The sequence below is a fragment of the Neorhizobium sp. SOG26 genome (assembly GCF_003491345.1).
GTDB classification, from domain to species: domain Bacteria; phylum Pseudomonadota; class Alphaproteobacteria; order Rhizobiales; family Rhizobiaceae; genus Neorhizobium; species Neorhizobium turbinariae.
The window spans coordinates 606,514-621,991 of sequence record NZ_CP025513.1; the positions used below are offsets into that span (position 1 = coordinate 606,514).

Consider the following 15,478-nt stretch of genomic DNA (forward strand, 5'->3'; position numbering starts at 1 on the left):
GCCATGGAAGGTACCGCGTGCTGACAGGGGAGAAGCCAATGAAAGACCGGGAACTGCTCGAGGCGATGTTTGCGGAAGCCGTCAAGGCAGCCGAACCCATCAACGGCATCAAGAAGCATCTTCCGACCCCTCCCCCGAATGGACGCACCGTGGTCATTGGTGCCGGTAAGGGAGCCGCGCAAATGGCAGCGGCTCTGGAGCAGGTCTGGCCGGGCGACCTTTCCGGCGTTGTCGTGACCCGTTATGGTTATGGCTGTGCCACCCAATCAATTGAGATCATTGAAGCTGCCCACCCGGTGCCGGATGCCGCCGGTCTTGCTGCGTCGGAACGCTTGTTCGCAACCATCGCTGATCTGAAGGAAGACGATCTGGTGATTGCGCTGATCTGCGGCGGCGGCTCAGCGCTGCTGCCCGCTCCGCCTCAGGGGCTGACGCTCGACGACGAGATCAAGCTCAACGAGATCCTGCTCGCCTCAGGGGCACCGATTTCCGCCATGAATGTCGTGCGGAAACACCTTTCGAGGATCAAGGGCGGACGATTGGGCGCTGCGACGCGGGCCCGTGTCGTGAGCCTCATCGTATCCGACATCCCCGGAGACTACCCTGCATTCGTGGCCTCAGGCCCAACAGTTCCAGATCCCTCGACGCGGCACGATGCACTCGAAATCGTAGAACAGTACAAACTGCAGCTTCCGCCGCCGATGATGGAGTATCTCAAAACACCTGATGCCGATGCTCCCCATCCGGATGACGCCTGTTTCGCAGGTCATGAGCATTTCATCATTGCTTCCGCGGCAGTGTCGCTGGAAGCCGCAGCCGAGGTCGCGCGGCGTCAGGGCGTCACCCCTTATATTCTGTCGGACGCGATTGAAGGCGAAGCGCGCGACGTTGCCATGGTTCACGCGGCGATTGCTCGGGAAGTTTCACAGCGCAAAAGGCCCTTCGCCAAACCCGCGGTGCTGCTTTCTGGTGGAGAAACGACCGTCACCTTGCGCGCCAAGGGTGGCAAGGGAGGCCGAAATGGCGAATTTGCCCTCGCCCTTGCGCTGGCGATAGATGGAGAAACGATTTCAGCGCTTGCCGCCGATACCGATGGAATCGACGGATCAGAGAAAAACGCCGGCGCCTTTGTCGATGGCACGACCGCCCGCCGGCTACGCGCCACCCGGCTGAACGGTCGCCAGCTCCTAGCCGACAACAACAGCTATCACTGCTTTTCGGCCTTGGGAGATCTGTTCGTGACAGGTCCAACGGGAACGAATGTCAATGACTTCCGGGCGATCCTGATCCGCTAGGGCGAACGGCTGCCAAGCTACTGCAACTGCGGCTTGCGGAGGAAATCGTTACGGTCTGCCGACTTGATGCGCAGCCAAGCCTCGCGACCATCGCGCAGCACTCGCATCGGGATCTCGGCACCAGGAGCGCCGCTGTCCCAGATCTTGCGGTAGAAATCGGCCAGTCCATCGACTTCACCATCGCGGATCTCGGAGATCACATCGCCGCGTCGCAGGCCACCGCGCGCGGCGGGGCCGTTCTCGGTCACGCTCATCACGACGACCTCACCGTTCGTTTCAGCCGACATTGCGCCGAGCCACGGCCGAGGCGGACGCTTGAACTCGCCCTCGTGCAGCAAACCGTCGAGGATCGGCTTCACCAGGTTGATCGGGACGATCATGTTGATGTCCGCGATCTCACCGCCCTTGCTCATCTGCAGACGCAAGGACCCGATGCCGACAAGCTGGCCGCCATCATCGATCAGAGCCGCACCGCCCCAGGAGGGATGCGCCGGTGTGGTGAAGATTGCCTCGTCCAGCAGGTATTCCCAGTACCCGGCAAATTCCTGCTTGGCGACGATGTTGCCGCGCACATACTGGCCTTCGCCGTCGGCAACGACGATAGCATCACCGACATCGGCCAGATTGGAATCGCCGATCTCGATCGGCGGCAGGTCGAGCGGCGCCAGCGCCTGCACCAGGCCAAAGCCGCTCTCCTGATCGTAAACCAGGGGATGGGCAGGGACAACTTGTCCGTCGTGGCGGGTGAGCCAGACATCTTCGGCCTCGGTAATCAGGTAACCTATGGTAAGCACCAAGCCATTCTCGCGGATGACAACACCGGAACCCTCGCGACGGGTGCCAAGCGTATCCGCAGTGAAGGCATTGTCTGGAATGGATGCGCGAACGGCCACCAGCGACCGCATAACTTTTTCTAGGTCCATAGAAACATTCCCGAAGCAGTAGCCCCGCATCGGTCAAATGCGGGCTGTTATTAACTACTTAGGTAGGGACCGTTTCCGGCACTGCAAGCTTTGCGGCTCGAGCCGGCTGATCAGATATGCCCACCAGAAAGATGCGTACGGCGCTCAACGAGGCTTTCGCGCCAGTCTCCCGCAAAGCCGAAGGTCGGTGCCGCAATCTGATCAGCAAACCAGAACGAGCTCAAGTGCGAGGTGTTGGGTGCACAGTACCAGTGCGCCTTGCCGTCTTCATCAACGGCCCACCATCGTGCATGTGCAGGTGCCAGATCCCAATCCACCTCTATGGCTGCAACGGCAGCAGGTGTTGGTTTTTGTAAATCTTCCATGGCGGCCGCAACTTAAACCTCCGCCCTGAACATCTTCTGAAAAACCCGGTCATCCCGGGTTCAGGTTGGGCCTCCGCCGCCGGGGGCGGCGGCAAGAGGCCACAATTGTGACCGTCAGCCCGCAGGCGTCAACGTCACGGAGGTGCCGGTCGCTGCGACGTTCAGGCCAAGCTGCCCGGTGACGCTCACCGTCTGCAGGTGGATTGAGCCGGCGGTACCCCCAACGAGGATATTGGCGCCAACGCCTGCACCCACCGTCGCTTCTGCGGTGGCTCCTTGGTAAAGTCCGCCAAGCGAGCCTGGATGGTAACCGGCCGTCGGTGCGAACACTGCCCAGATTAGCCGCGAACGCGTCGTGAAGCCGAGGTCGACGCCCATCTTGCGAACGACGCCCGTGTAATAGTCGAGCGGCTCACTTCCGATCGTGCTCGTGAACACACAATCGGCTTCCTTGGCCGAGCCGATAACATAGCCGACCCCGCCACCGATCGAGCAGTCGAGATAGCCGATGCGGACGCCTCCGCGCGACCCCGACTCCTCATAAACCGGCGCCTGTTCGCGGCGGACGAGATCCGCGGACACGGCGACACCGGCACTCGTTAGCAATGATGACGTAGCAAGTGCTGCGGCAACGATCTTCTTCATCCCTGTACTCCTTGTGGTCATTTATCGCCCCCAAAAGGCACCACCAGATCCGTGGTGGAGCGTCGACAACGTCGCCGGTCCATTTTTGCTCCCTCAGGAGCGATCACGTTTCTTTCGCAGATATTGCGGTTTGTGACTTCAAGCCGGGCGGGTTGTCCCGCGGCAGAGGATCAGATTAGGCCCCAGGCGCGGAACCGGCCCCTTCCCGTCAGCTCACGCAGCCCGAGTTCTTCGATAATTCGCAATGCGGCGCGCGGCGTTACCTTCAGCGTCTCGGCGATCATAGTCGCAGACACCAGCGGTCGCTGGACGACGAGCTCGGCCAGTTCCGGAAGCTTGGAGGTCGATCGTTTGCCGATCAATCTCCGCTGCAGCATCTGACTTGCAAGGCTCAGGCGGTCGTGCTCCTTCAACCCCATCTCGCCTGTCGTCTGCAGCGCGCGTACGACAGCGAGCAGCCTGACGCCGCGATCTTTTGAGCGTCGTCGATCGACCGGGATCGACTTCAAGCCGACATTCAATGCGGCGAGATGCTGTCCAGAGGTCACGTTTTCCCGATGCAGAATGGCGGAGGCAAGAAGACGTCCAAGCCACGGCATGTTTTGGAGAACCTGGATCTCCTCCCAGGCATCCAGGGCGACCGCAGCCTGCAGCACCGGCGGCAGATGTTCGATCTCGCCGACCACCCTTTGCCATTCGTGCATCCGCGCCTCTTCGTCCCAATCCAGATCGTAGAGAAGCGGATCCTTTTCACGTGCCGGGCGCGGAACAGCATTTCCAATGTCGTCGAGCGCTGCAGCGGAGCGTGCGAGTAGGGCGTCGATCTCCGAGTAGTCGATCTCGAGGTCGTCCTGCCCTTGAAGAAAATCCTCTTCCTGGTCCTGCAATCCGGGCGGCGAACCGCCAAAATCCCCCTCAATCGAACCCGAAGGCATTGCTTGCGGTGATGTGCGCTTGGCGCGAAGGACGGAAAGGCCGTCTGAAGACAATGCCCATCCCGGCTTCTGCTGTGCGATCCGCCGGCGAGCCCGAAGCACATCTCGCGCAATGACGAGTTCATGGGTGGGCGAGCGAACATCGTGGCCGGTGTCGTGGAGGACGAGATCCTCGAGGTTGACCAACTCACCATCCACCCAAAGCGATGCGCAGGCATCGGCGAAGTCGAGCCGCTCAACGACACCGTTGGCGAGCGAAGACCGCGCCGTGCGCTCGTCGAAACGAACGAGCGCTATCTCGGCGCTTGAAACCGCCTTTAGCAGCGTCTGGTCAGTCAAATCGGGTATGGCGTAAGTCATTGAAGAATCGATACGCGATTCGTCAAACAGACGCTATCGGGCCGTTACGGTCCGTCACTGCGTATTGCGGTTGAATAGGCTTTAGGGGAGAGGAAGGGCCGCTAGGTCAGTCTTGCCGTGACTGTCGAGTTCTAATCGAGATCCTCTAACATCGCGTTAGCATGGAGGACGCTACAGAGGATTTTTTACCGACGCAAGCCCCCTTCAAGTTAGATCCACCACCTTAGTCGCGGGATCATTGGCGCGCCAAGAACTGTTGAAGACCCCGCCAGCAGCGCGTCAAAGCTAGCTGGGGGTCCGCGTTCAAGATCACGCGTTGAAACCTGCCCGGTGCCACGTTTCCTTATGTTGATTCTCGTAGCTTGCGCTCCGGCAGGCGGCGATTCTTCCGAAACCAGCCGCGGCTGTTTCCTCTGGCGCGCGCCATCTTTTGCAGCGGACGCCTGTACGGCAACGCCGGGGCTTTCCTCGCCCGTTTCCTTTAAGCAACCTAAACCCTCATTTTCATTGGGCAATCCATCATTGTTGACGGCCGTCAACGATCTATCCGCAGCATTGCCACTGGCTCAGCCCGCCGGCTTTTAGCGAGTGTTGGGGGCATTAACCTTCCGTTAACCCTATTCTCCTTGTCAGATAAAGAGAATCGCGGATAATGACGGCATATTGCCATTTAAGGCGCTTCTATCGACAGAATGGTCCAAGAGAGAATGAACGCGTTCAGCAACCTGCCGACGTTTGAGTTTGACGACAAGATCCTGATGCAGGGCGCAGAGATCTCGCGCAAGCTGGACCAACTGCGTCTGGAGAACTTTCCGCCGAATGCCCGCAAGACGCTTCGCCCATTCTCGGTCGCCGAAGTCGCCCACTATCTCGGCGTCACGCCCAGTAACCTAAAGCGTCTGTATCTCGAGGGTAAAGGTCCGATGCCGACAACGATGTCGGGCAATCGCAAATATTATACTGCCGAGCAGATGCAGGAGTTGCGCTTCTTCCTCGACAAAACGGGCAAGAGCGAAGCAAAGAAATATGTTCCACATCGCAAGCCTGGCGACAAACTCCAGGTGATCGCGGTCGTTAACTTCAAGGGTGGTTCGGGCAAGACAACGACGGCCGCGCATCTTGCGCAGCATCTGGCTCTGACAGGTCATCGTGTCCTGGCACTCGATCTCGACCCGCAGGCTTCCTTGTCTGCGCTGCACGGTTTCCAGCCGGAACTGGACCGAAATCCCTCACTCTACGACGCCATTCGTTACGACGGCGAACGCAAGTCGATCGAAGAGATCATTATCCCGACCAATTTCCCGGGGCTGGATATCATCCCAGCTAATCTTGAGCTTCAGGAATACGAATACGACACGCCGCTGGCGATGCAGTCCGGCACCGAAGGCAAGCGCTTCTTTACGCGTCTTGGCAAAGCGTTGGAGACAGTGGATAGCCGCTATGATGTGGTGATCGTTGATTGCCCGCCGCAGCTCGGTTACCTGACGCTGACAGCGCTCACCGCAGCAACGTCCGTACTTATCACGGTTCATCCGCAGATGCTCGACCTCATGTCGATGTCGCAGTTCCTGCTGATGCTTGGCAATATTACCAAGACGATCAAGAAGGCCGGAGCCAATGTCCAGATGGATTGGCTGCGTTACCTGATCACACGCTTTGAGCCGTCGGACGTGCCTCAGGTGCAAATGCTTGGCTTCATGCAGTCAATGCTTGCCGAGGAAATCCTGAAGAGCCCGATGGTGAAGACGACGGCGATTTCCGATGCCGGATTGACAAAGCGCACGCTCTACGAGCTCGACCGCTCCAACTTCACGCGCGAGACCTATGACCGTGCGATCGAGTGCATGGATGCCGTCAATTTCGAGATCCAGGGCCTGATCCACCGTGCATGGGGGCGGCTATGAACATGTTGACGCCCGTCAAAACCGTTGAATTTGCCATGAAGAACAAGCTTTTAGCGTCATTTGGAGGCGACTGAGATGGCTCGCAAGAACCCATTCTTGAGCGTCATGAACAACGAGCAGTCCGCCGCCGATAAACCGGCTTTGGACTATACGATCCGTGGGGCGTCCAAGTCGATCCTCAACTCGATCGGTGAAATCGCGGCGCGCGCCGACAAGCTCCTCGAGGGCGAAACAATCGTTGAACTTGATCCTGAGATTGTCGACGGATCCTTTGTCCGTGATCGCCTTGAAGAGGACGAGCAGGAATTCAACGAACTGGTCGAGGCGATCCGGGAGAGGGGGCAAGACAGCCCTATTCTTGTTCGCCCACATCCTGAAGCCGCTGGTCGCTACATGGTCGTCTTCGGCCATCGTCGTCTTCGTGCTGCTAAACAGCTTGGCCTAAAAGTGCGTGCGGTCGTAAAAGACCTGAAGGATGCCGATCATCTTCTCGCGCAGGGACAGGAGAATTCTGCTCGCGCAAGCCTCTCTTTTATCGAAAAGGCGATATTCGCCCACCAGATCGCACGCCGTCACCCGGATAATGACAACCGTCTCGTCATGTCGGCGCTGTCACTCGACAAGGCAACGCTTTCCAAGATGCTGTCCGTCGCGAGCCTTCCCCCAGAGATCATCAGCGCCGTCGGCGCCGCAAAGGGCGTTGGACGCGATCGCTGGTACGAGCTCAAGTCGCTTCTCGAAAAACCATCGAACCTCGACAAGGCGGCCCAATACATCGCTACGGATGAGTTCACGGTGAAGAGAGGAGACGAGCGCTTCAACAGCCTACTCGCCTGGATAAAAACCTCTTCCAAGGGAAGTAAGGCACCCGCTGCACGGACGCAGAAGTGGACCTCCTACGACAGATCACTGGCGGTCGATTCCAAGACCGACGGTCGTACCTACACGTTTGCTTTGAAGGCCAAGGAGGCGGTCGGTTTTGGAGAATTCCTCTCCGAGCGCCTGCCTGAGCTCTTCGAGGCGTATCGCGAGAAGACCCAACAAGGAGACTAAACCGCAAAAGAAAAAGGCCCCCAAACGACCAAGTCGTGGAAGCCTTCCTCCGATTTGTAGCAAGATCGAGAATCGCATTTCCACGAATCACAGTCAAGAGTCTTGAGCGTCATTTTGGCGGGTGGATTTCTTTTGCCTTTAAAAAGGTGAAGGAAAATGGAGAGTGGAAGTGTAACGACGCCGTTTGGGCGGCGGTCGATGACGCTTGCCATGTTGTCGAGGCAAGTCGCCTCGCAACAGATCGTGGCAAACAAATCAGTCGACAAATGGAAATTGTTTCGTAACCTCTGCATCGCAAAGCCTCGTCTGGGTGTAACAGACCGGGCGCTTGCGGTGTTGAACGCACTGCTGAGCTTTTATCCCAAGAATGAACTGGCGGAAGAGCATGGACTGGTCGTATTCCCGTCCAACGTCCAGCTGTCGATCCGTGCGCACGGCATGGCCGAGCAGACGATCCGGCGTCATCTTGCGGCATTAATCGCTGCTGGTCTGTTGATCCGCAAGGACAGCCCCAACGGAAAGCGTTACGCGCGCAAACGCAGGTCCGGGGAAATCGGCGAAGCCTATGGCTTTTCTCTCGCGCCCCTGCTTGCCCGGTCGGAAGAGTTGGAAAAACTCGCAGCGGATGTCGATGAAGAACGTCTGTGCCTGCAGCGGCTGCGGGAACGCCTCACGCTGTGCAGGCGCGATATCACCAAGTTCGTGACCGCTGCGGTTGATGAAGGCTGCGATGGGGACTGGCTCAACTTTCGCTTCCAGTTGTCAGCGGCTCTGGGACGTCTGCCACGCGTGCCTGACGTCAAACAGCTATCGGAAGCCGTCGCGGAATTGGAGCGCCTTCGCCAGGAAGTTTTCAACCAATTGGAGAGACAGCAAAATTTCGGGAAACAGAGCGGCAATCCCAATCAAACTGAGCGGCACATACAGAATACAGAATCCGAATCTATAAATGAAGAAGCGGTCGTCGTTTGCGCGAATGAAGAGCGAGCTTCGCAAGCCATGCCCAATCGAGATTTGAGCCGCTCATCGGCGTTTTTGTCCGAACGCCAAAGCGAGAGCACTCTTCCACCACTCTCGTTACCGCTCGTCCTGCAAGCCTGCCCTCGAATTACAGACTATGGTCCTCACGGTCGAGTGTCGAACTGGCAGGAGCTACTGTCGGCTTCCCATGTTGTGCAGTCGATGCTGGGGGTAAGCGCCAGTGCCTACAGAGACGCGTGTTCCGTTCTAGGTCTTCAACAGGCGTCAATACTGATCGCTTGCCTGCTGGAGCGTGCTGAGGAACTCATTTCTCCTGGAGGTTACCTGCGTGAACTCACACGCCGAGCCGCGCAGCAAAGGCTTGCGATCGTGCCTATGCTGCTAACTCTCCTGAAGACCAAGAGTCACGAGGCTCACCGGACGCATCAGATTTCAGTCAACAAGCCGATGCCGACGTTATGTTAGTGGTTAAAGATCCTGTTGACATCCACTTGCGACGGACGGGTTCCTCCAGCACTCGGGAGGATTGGAAGCTTGGTGAAACCAGGAGATGTTTCTGAACCAATCAACAGCTCTGCGTTGCTTGGCTGTTCGAGTTGTTCGCGGCGCTCTTGCTGCAATACCGGATGATCGGCGGTTGGGGGCGCGCGGCCCTCGATCAACGACCTCGCGTGAAACTATTTAATCCCTTTCTTGTTCACGCGGGAGAAGAGGGAGGTGAGACGTGCGTAATGCTGTGGAAGGTGGTGCCTATGCTGGTGATGAGAAGTCCACGGCCTGTGCCGGGTACATGCTCGGCTTTGCGTTTGGCGGCTTCTTTGACGGAATCCTATTGCATCAGATCTTGCAATGGCATCATCTGCTGAGTGGGCTTGAGCAGGTAGGGCAGGACATTCGGGCTCTGATCCTTACCGACGGGCTCTTCCATCTGCTGATGTATGTCGTTGCCATCGTCGGGCTTTGGCTCCTCTGGCGATCAAGGTCGAACTCGCATGCTACCACGGTCGGAGGAGGCGCACTCCTTAGCAGCGTGCTCATTGGTTTCGGTGGATGGCATGTCGTGGACGCCGTGTTGTCTCACTGGATCCTCGGCATCCACCGCATCCGCATGGATACGGAAAACCCACTTCTATGGGACCTGCTTTGGTTTGCGATTTTTGGCGTCGTTCCCCTGGTGGCGGGCCTTGCACGGCGCGCATCTAAACCCACGCCCGGCCGATTGTTGGTATCGCCAACTGCTTTGGCCTTCTCAGTCGTAATCGCCGGCCTGATATCGGCCTTTCCTCCGCAGCAGGAAGGACCCGTTACCGTTCTTTTCGCTCCGGGTGTCTCTCCGGTAAGAGCAATGACCGCGATCGGTAGCGTCAATGGCCAGGTCATCTGGACGGATACTTCGTCTCAAGTGTGGACCATCGTGCTGCCGGAAGGCCAGTCATCAAAGGCGCTCTATCGCCACGGAGCCTTGTTGGTCAGCGGTTCACTTCTGCCAGCCGGCTGTCTGGACTGGGTGCGGTTGTAGCAACTGGAACCAACCACCGGCCCATCGCATTCGGATCACAACCGGATCCGGAACACCATGACAAACAACCTCACCTCCTATCGCGCCAAGCGTGATTTCGAGAAGACAAGCGAACCAAGCGGCGAAACTGCGGTCAATCCGTCGAACCGCCGTCGCTTCGTCATTCAGAAGCATGATGCCACCCGGCTTCATTATGACCTCAGGCTGGAGCTCGATGGTGTCTTCAAATCTTGGGCGGTCACCAAAGGTCCTTCGCTCAACCCGCACGACAAGCGCCTCGCCGTGGAGGTAGAGGATCATCCGCTGGATTACGGTGACTTCGAAGGCACTATTCCGAAGGGCCAGTATGGCGGTGGCACCGTGATGTTGTGGGACCGCGGTTACTGGGAACCCGAAAGCCAGAGGTCACCGGAAGAAGCGCTGAAGAAGGGCGACTTCAAGTTCGTGCTAGAAGGCGACCGCCTGCATGGCAGCTTCGTGCTGGTCAGGATGCGCAATGACAGGGAGAGGAGCAAACGCACCAACTGGCTCCTTATCAAGCACCACGATGACTTTTCCGTGGAAGAGCATGGTGAAGCAATCCTTGAGGAGAACATGACGTCCGTCGCGTCCGGCCGCAGCATGGAGCAAATCGCCGGTGGCAAGGGGCGCAAGCCGAAGCCCTTCATGCTGAAGGCGGGTCAAGTGGAGGCGGACGCCGTCTGGGACAGCAAGACCGGGCTCGCGGCCGACCAACGAAAAACGAAGTCGGGTCCAAGTGCCAAAGCCAAGAAAAACAAATCCGTTGTCATTCCGGAGTTCGTCGCACCGCAATTGTGCCAGACTTCCAATCGGCCACCATCGGGCAAGAACTGGCTGCACGAGATCAAGTTCGATGGCTACCGTATCCAGATCCGGGTGGCGGATGGTGAGGTTACGCTGAAGACGCGCAAAAACCTGGACTGGACGAGCCGATATCCCGAAATCGCCGAGGCTGCGAGCGGTCTGCCAGACTGCCTGATTGATGGTGAAATCTGCGCCCTGGATTCAAGTGGCGCGCCTGATTTCGCTGCGTTGCAGGCTGCCCTATCTGAGAAAAAGACGAACGATCTGGTATTTTTCGCCTTCGACATCCTGTTCGATGGTGAGGAGGACCTGCGTCCTCTGCCGCTGACTGACAGAAAGCAACGCCTGCAGGCGATATTGGAGGATGTCGAGAACGCCACGCGTCTGCGATTTGTAGAGCATTTTGAGACCGGTGGTGATGCGGTTCTTCGCTCGGCCTGCAAGCTCTCGCTGGAAGGTATCGTTTCCAAGCAAGCGGACGCGCCTTATGTGTCAGGCCGAACGGAAACCTGGGTCAAGTCCAAATGCCGGGCCGGCCACGAGGTCGTCATCGGCGGTTACGCCACGACCAACGGCAAGTTCCGTTCGCTTCTGGTGGGTGTCTTCCGCGGTGACCACTTTGTTTATCTCGGACGGGTTGGAACCGGTTTTGGTGCGGCGAAGCTCAAAACCCTGGTGCCGAAGTTCGAAGCGATGCGAACGACAAAATCTCCTTTCACCGGGGCGGGGGCGCCAAAGAAGGCGAAGGAGATCGTCTGGGTAAAGCCTGAACTCGTCGCGGAGATCGAGTTCGCCGGCTGGACCGCGGACGGTCTTGTGCGGCAGGCTGCTTTCAAAGGCTTGCGGGAAGACAAACCCGCGATGGATGCCAAAACCGATGAGCCGGCACCGCTTGAAGACAAGGATGCCAAGGCCCCGAAACCGTCGAAACGAGCAGGTCGTCTAAAAAATGCAAAGGCGGAGGTTATGGGCGTCCTGATCTCAAACCCTGACAAGGCATTGTGGCCCGAAGCGGGAGACGGGAAGCCTGTTACCAAAGAAGAATTGGCCCAATATCACGAGGTTGTCGGCGAGTGGTTGATCAATCACATCAAGGGAAGGCCGTGCTCAATCATCCGTGCACCCGACGGAATTGGCGGGGAGCAGTTCTTCCAGCGGCACGCTATGCCGGGCACATCCAACCTGCTCGAACTGGTGAAGGTGTTTGGCGACAAGAAACCTTACCTGCAGGTCGATCGGGTCGAGGGCCTTGCCGCTATCGCTCAGATCGGCGGCGTCGAGCTGCATCCCTGGAATTGTGAACCGGGGCAGCCGGAAGTACCAGGCCGCCTCGTGTTCGACCTTGATCCCGCTCCGGACGTCGCATTCTATGATGTTGTTGCCGCAGCCCGTGAGATGCGGGATCGTCTCGATGAATTGGGGCTCGTCAGTTTCTGCAAGACGACGGGCGGCAAGGGCCTCCATGTCGTGACCCCGCTCAAGGTCAACAAAAGGAAGCCGCTCGCCTGGGCCGACGCAAAAGCCTTTGCGCATGACGTGTGCCAAGCCATGGCGCAGGACAGCCCGGACCGCTACCTCATCAAGATGACCAAGAGCCTGCGGAACGGGCGGATCTTCCTCGACTATCTGCGCAACGATCGTATGGCCACCGCCGTGGCGCCGCTTTCACCAAGAGCGCGTCCGGGAGCAACCGTGTCCATGCCGCTGACTTGGAGCCAGGTGAAAGCCGGACTGGATCCTAAACGGTTCACCATCAGGACAGTGCCGGCGCTGCTGGCCAAGACATCTGCCTGGCAAGACTATTGCGACGGCGAACGGCCTCTCGAGCAGGCGATCAAGAGGCTCGGAAAGGCAAGCAAGGCGGCCTAGTCCTATTCTGGAAGCTCGTAGACCGCCGCATCGTCCTGTGCTTCCCGAAGACCCTTGAACGAGGCATGCCGCAGGCTTCCGTCACCGGTCCAGCCGCGAAATTCGATCTCGGCAACAAGTGTCGGCTTCACGAACACCATGCGCTTGCCCTTCAGCGGAACCACTGGCTTTGTCGTCGCCCTCTCGTCGAGGGCGCTTCGCAAATTCTCGGCAGTCTGACGTGTAAAACCGGTGCCGACAGCACCGACATAGGCCCACTCACCGCCGCGTCTTGCTGCGAGGAGCAGGCTGCCAAGCCCACCGCGCGCAGATGTAGAGCGCTCATAGCCGATGATGGCAAAACTCTCGCTCTCGATGCACTTGATCTTCAGCCAGTCGCCCGTGCGACCGGATCGATAGGGGCGGTCTCGGTGCTTGGCAATGATGCCTTCCAGCCCAACCCTGCAGGCGTGGCTAAGAAGCGTATCAGCCGCGATCTCCATTTCTTGCGACAGCCTGATGTCGCCATCAAGCTCACGTGGAACTACATCCTCCAGCAAATGACGCCGCACCGATAGCTCGGTGTCACAGAGATCGTAACCGTCTAGGTATAGAAGGTCGAAGGCGTAGAAGATCGCTTCCACGGACGTTCTTTTCCCGCCACGGCCCCCGAGTGAACGCTGCAGCGCGGAGAAATCTGACCGACCTTGTTCGTCCAGAACCACCGCCTCGCCATCCAGGATCGCGCTGTTCACCCCAAGTGCCTTCGCTGCCGCAACGATGGTCGGGAAGCGGTGTGTCCAGTCGTGCCCGCCGCGGGTGAGAACGCGCACCGTGTCGCCTTCTATGTGCAGGGCAAGCCGGTAGCCGTCCCACTTCACCTCAAACAGCCAATCCGGCCCCTCAGGCACCGAAGGTTTTAGCAGCGCCAGGCACGGCTCGATGCGTTCCGGCATCGGATCAAAGGGCAGGTCAGGCTGGGCGTGATTGGCCTTACGCAGCGGGCGAGACCGAATGGCTGCTGGTTCTTCGCGAAGCAGGGACTGCTTGCTCCTGGTCACGGTCAGCGTTTCCCTGTGCGGGTTTCGGCCTCGACGGATTTGCGCAACGCATCCATGATATTGATGACATTGCCCGTTGCCGCGTCGGGTTTCGATTTCGAGTTTGTCTTGCCAGCCTTTTTCGCCGCGCGCTTCTTCAACTCGATCAGTTCGTGAAGCTTCTCCTGGATCGGGTCCTCCACCATCTTCGGGCTCCAGTGGACCGTCTGCTTCTTGATCAACTGCTGGATGAGCGGCATCATCGCTGCTTCAGCCGGCGCCTCATCAATGCTGTCAAAATAGACAGTCTCGTCACGCACCTCGTCGCCGTATCGAAGCGTCCACAACACGATGCCCTTGTCCCGCGGTTCAAGCATGATGGCGCGCTCACGCCGGGAAATGACCAGTCGCGATATGCCCACCATGTTCTCTGCGGCCATAGCGTCGCGGATCACCGAGAAAGCCTCTTCGCCGACCGGATCATCCGGGGCGAGGTAATAAGGCGTGTCGAGCCAGATCCATTCAATGTGGTCGCGCGGGGTGAAGACATTGATGTCGATTGTCTTGGTGCTCTCGAGAGCAACATTCTCCAACTCTTCGTCCTCCAGCAGAACGTAGTCGTTTTCGCCGCGCTGATAGCCTTTCACCTCGTCACCGTCATCGACCTCCTCGCCAGTAACGCTGTCGATGTAACGGCTCACCACCCGGTGCTTTGTCTTGCGGTTAAGCGTATGAAATCGAACCTTCTCGCTCTCGGACGTCGCCGGCGTCATCTGCACGGGGCAGGTGACGAGCGACAGCTTGAGGTATCCCTTCCAGTAGGGGCGGAGTGCCATGTCCGCCTCCTATCAACCGGCTCGGCGCTGCTGCGCGCTCGTCGTCTTGCTTCCCTTGGCCACTGCTGCGGTTTTGCCTCGTGCCGCGCCGCGGTTGCGGGTGGCGGGTGCAGGTTTTGGTCGGGCGGCAACAACGCCGGCGCTTTCCCGAAAGGCCTCCAACAGGTCGCTTGTTTTGGGCTTCGGCGCCGCCTTGCGCTTCGGCAGGGTCCGGCCTTCCAGCTTTGCCTTCACCAGTTCTGCAACAGCTTTCTCGTAGCGGTCGTCAAAGGCCCGGGTGTCAAATTCGCCCGCCTTGGTGTTGATGATGTGTTTGGCGAGTTCGAGCATCTCGCCTTCGATCTTCATGTCCGGGATGTCATCGAATGCCTTGGCTGACGAACGCACCTCGTAATCGAAGTTCAGCGTCGTCGCGATCAGTCCCTTGCCATGAGGACGGATCAGCACTGTACGCAACCTGCGAAACAGAACGGTCTTGGCAATTGCCGCCACCTTGGCCCTCTTCATCCCATCGCGGAGAAGCTTGTAGGCATCAGCGCCCATCTTGTCGGGCGCGAGGTAATAGGGTTTGTCGAAATAGACGTCGTCTACCTCGCTGCAGGGGATGAAGGCTTCAATGCTCAGCGTCTTGTCGCTGGAGGGAACTGTCGCGGCCACTTCCTCCGGTTCCAGAATGATGTACTGGCCATTCTCGATCTCATAGCCTTTCACCTGGTCCTCACGGCTGACCGTGCGACCGCTTTCGCTATCAACGAACTCCCGCTGGACACGGTTACCAGTGGTCCGGTTGAGCGTATTGAAGGTGATGCGGTCAGACGAGGAGGCCGCCGTATAGAGAGCTACGGGACATGCGACTTCTCCAAACTTGATGAAGCCCTTCCAATTCGCTCTCGGTGAGACCATTTACTCGCACTCCTGACACAACCAATGCGAGTCAATCGAATCAGTA

General features: G+C 58.5%; 13 protein-coding genes. 6 read left to right on the top strand and 7 right to left on the bottom strand.

Translation table 11 applies throughout. The features are described 5' to 3' along the window. Positions 1-38: 38 nt before the first annotated feature. The gene (locus CYG48_RS19450; protein WP_118852188.1) at positions 39-1,295 is read left to right on the top strand and encodes a glycerate kinase type-2 family protein; all 1,257 of its coding nucleotides are present in this window, start codon (positions 39-41) and stop codon (positions 1,293-1,295) included. Between the two features lie 17 nt (positions 1,296-1,312). Here CYG48_RS19450 and CYG48_RS19455 read toward each other — a convergent pair whose 3' ends face one another. From CYG48_RS19455 to CYG48_RS19470, 4 genes are all read right to left on the bottom strand, one after another. Then, positions 1,313-2,218, bottom strand: a complete 906-nt coding sequence (locus CYG48_RS19455; RefSeq protein ID WP_118852189.1) for a S1C family serine protease — start codon at positions 2,216-2,218, stop codon at positions 1,313-1,315. Between the two features lie 110 nt (positions 2,219-2,328). Next, the gene (locus tag CYG48_RS19460) at positions 2,329-2,583 is read right to left on the bottom strand and encodes a hypothetical protein (RefSeq protein WP_118852190.1); all 255 of its coding nucleotides are present in this window, start codon (positions 2,581-2,583) and stop codon (positions 2,329-2,331) included. A 114-nt stretch (positions 2,584-2,697) separates the two neighbouring features. Further along, complete coding sequence (locus CYG48_RS19465; RefSeq protein WP_118852191.1) at positions 2,698-3,228, bottom strand: DUF992 domain-containing protein; 531 nt, start codon at positions 3,226-3,228, stop codon at positions 2,698-2,700. Between the two features lie 170 nt (positions 3,229-3,398). After that, positions 3,399-4,523 (bottom strand): RHE_PE00001 family protein, encoded by a 1,125-nt coding sequence (locus CYG48_RS19470; RefSeq protein WP_118852192.1) that lies wholly within the window; start codon positions 4,521-4,523, stop codon positions 3,399-3,401. A 707-nt stretch (positions 4,524-5,230) separates the two neighbouring features. On the opposite strand from CYG48_RS19470, the gene repA reads away from it, so the two are divergent. From repA to ligD (CYG48_RS19495), 5 genes are all read left to right on the top strand, one after another. After that, entirely contained in the window at positions 5,231-6,427 is a 1,197-nt protein-coding gene (gene repA, locus CYG48_RS19475; RefSeq protein ID WP_118852193.1) for a plasmid partitioning protein RepA, read from the top strand. Between the two features lie 75 nt (positions 6,428-6,502). After that, on the top strand, positions 6,503-7,480 hold the full coding sequence (gene repB / locus CYG48_RS19480; protein WP_118852194.1) for a plasmid partitioning protein RepB: 978 nt from the start codon (positions 6,503-6,505) through the stop codon (positions 7,478-7,480). A gap of 156 nt (positions 7,481-7,636) precedes the next feature. Continuing rightward, positions 7,637-8,926 (top strand): plasmid replication protein RepC, encoded by a 1,290-nt coding sequence (gene repC, locus CYG48_RS19485; RefSeq protein ID WP_118852195.1) that lies wholly within the window; start codon positions 7,637-7,639, stop codon positions 8,924-8,926. A 259-nt stretch (positions 8,927-9,185) separates the two neighbouring features. After that, positions 9,186-9,980 (top strand): DUF2243 domain-containing protein, encoded by a 795-nt coding sequence (locus CYG48_RS19490; RefSeq protein WP_245450546.1) that lies wholly within the window; start codon positions 9,186-9,188, stop codon positions 9,978-9,980. Between the two features lie 57 nt (positions 9,981-10,037). Further along, positions 10,038-12,674: a DNA ligase D gene (gene ligD, locus CYG48_RS19495; RefSeq protein WP_118852196.1), complete on the top strand. Its 2,637-nt coding sequence runs from the start codon at positions 10,038-10,040 to the stop codon at positions 12,672-12,674. Between the two features lie 2 nt (positions 12,675-12,676). Here ligD (CYG48_RS19495) and ligD (CYG48_RS19500) read toward each other — a convergent pair whose 3' ends face one another. From ligD (CYG48_RS19500) to ku (CYG48_RS19510), 3 genes are read right to left on the bottom strand one after another with little or no spacing between them, the layout of a single operon-like run. Further along, positions 12,677-13,714, bottom strand: coding sequence for a non-homologous end-joining DNA ligase (ligD, locus tag CYG48_RS19500; protein ID WP_118852197.1), 1,038 nt, complete (start codon positions 13,712-13,714; stop codon positions 12,677-12,679). Between the two features lie 2 nt (positions 13,715-13,716). Further along, entirely contained in the window at positions 13,717-14,529 is an 813-nt protein-coding gene (gene ku, locus CYG48_RS19505; RefSeq protein ID WP_118852198.1) for a non-homologous end joining protein Ku, read from the bottom strand. A 12-nt stretch (positions 14,530-14,541) separates the two neighbouring features. Continuing rightward, positions 14,542-15,432, bottom strand: coding sequence for a non-homologous end joining protein Ku (ku, locus tag CYG48_RS19510; protein ID WP_118852199.1), 891 nt, complete (start codon positions 15,430-15,432; stop codon positions 14,542-14,544). Positions 15,433-15,478: the final 46 nt, after the last annotated feature.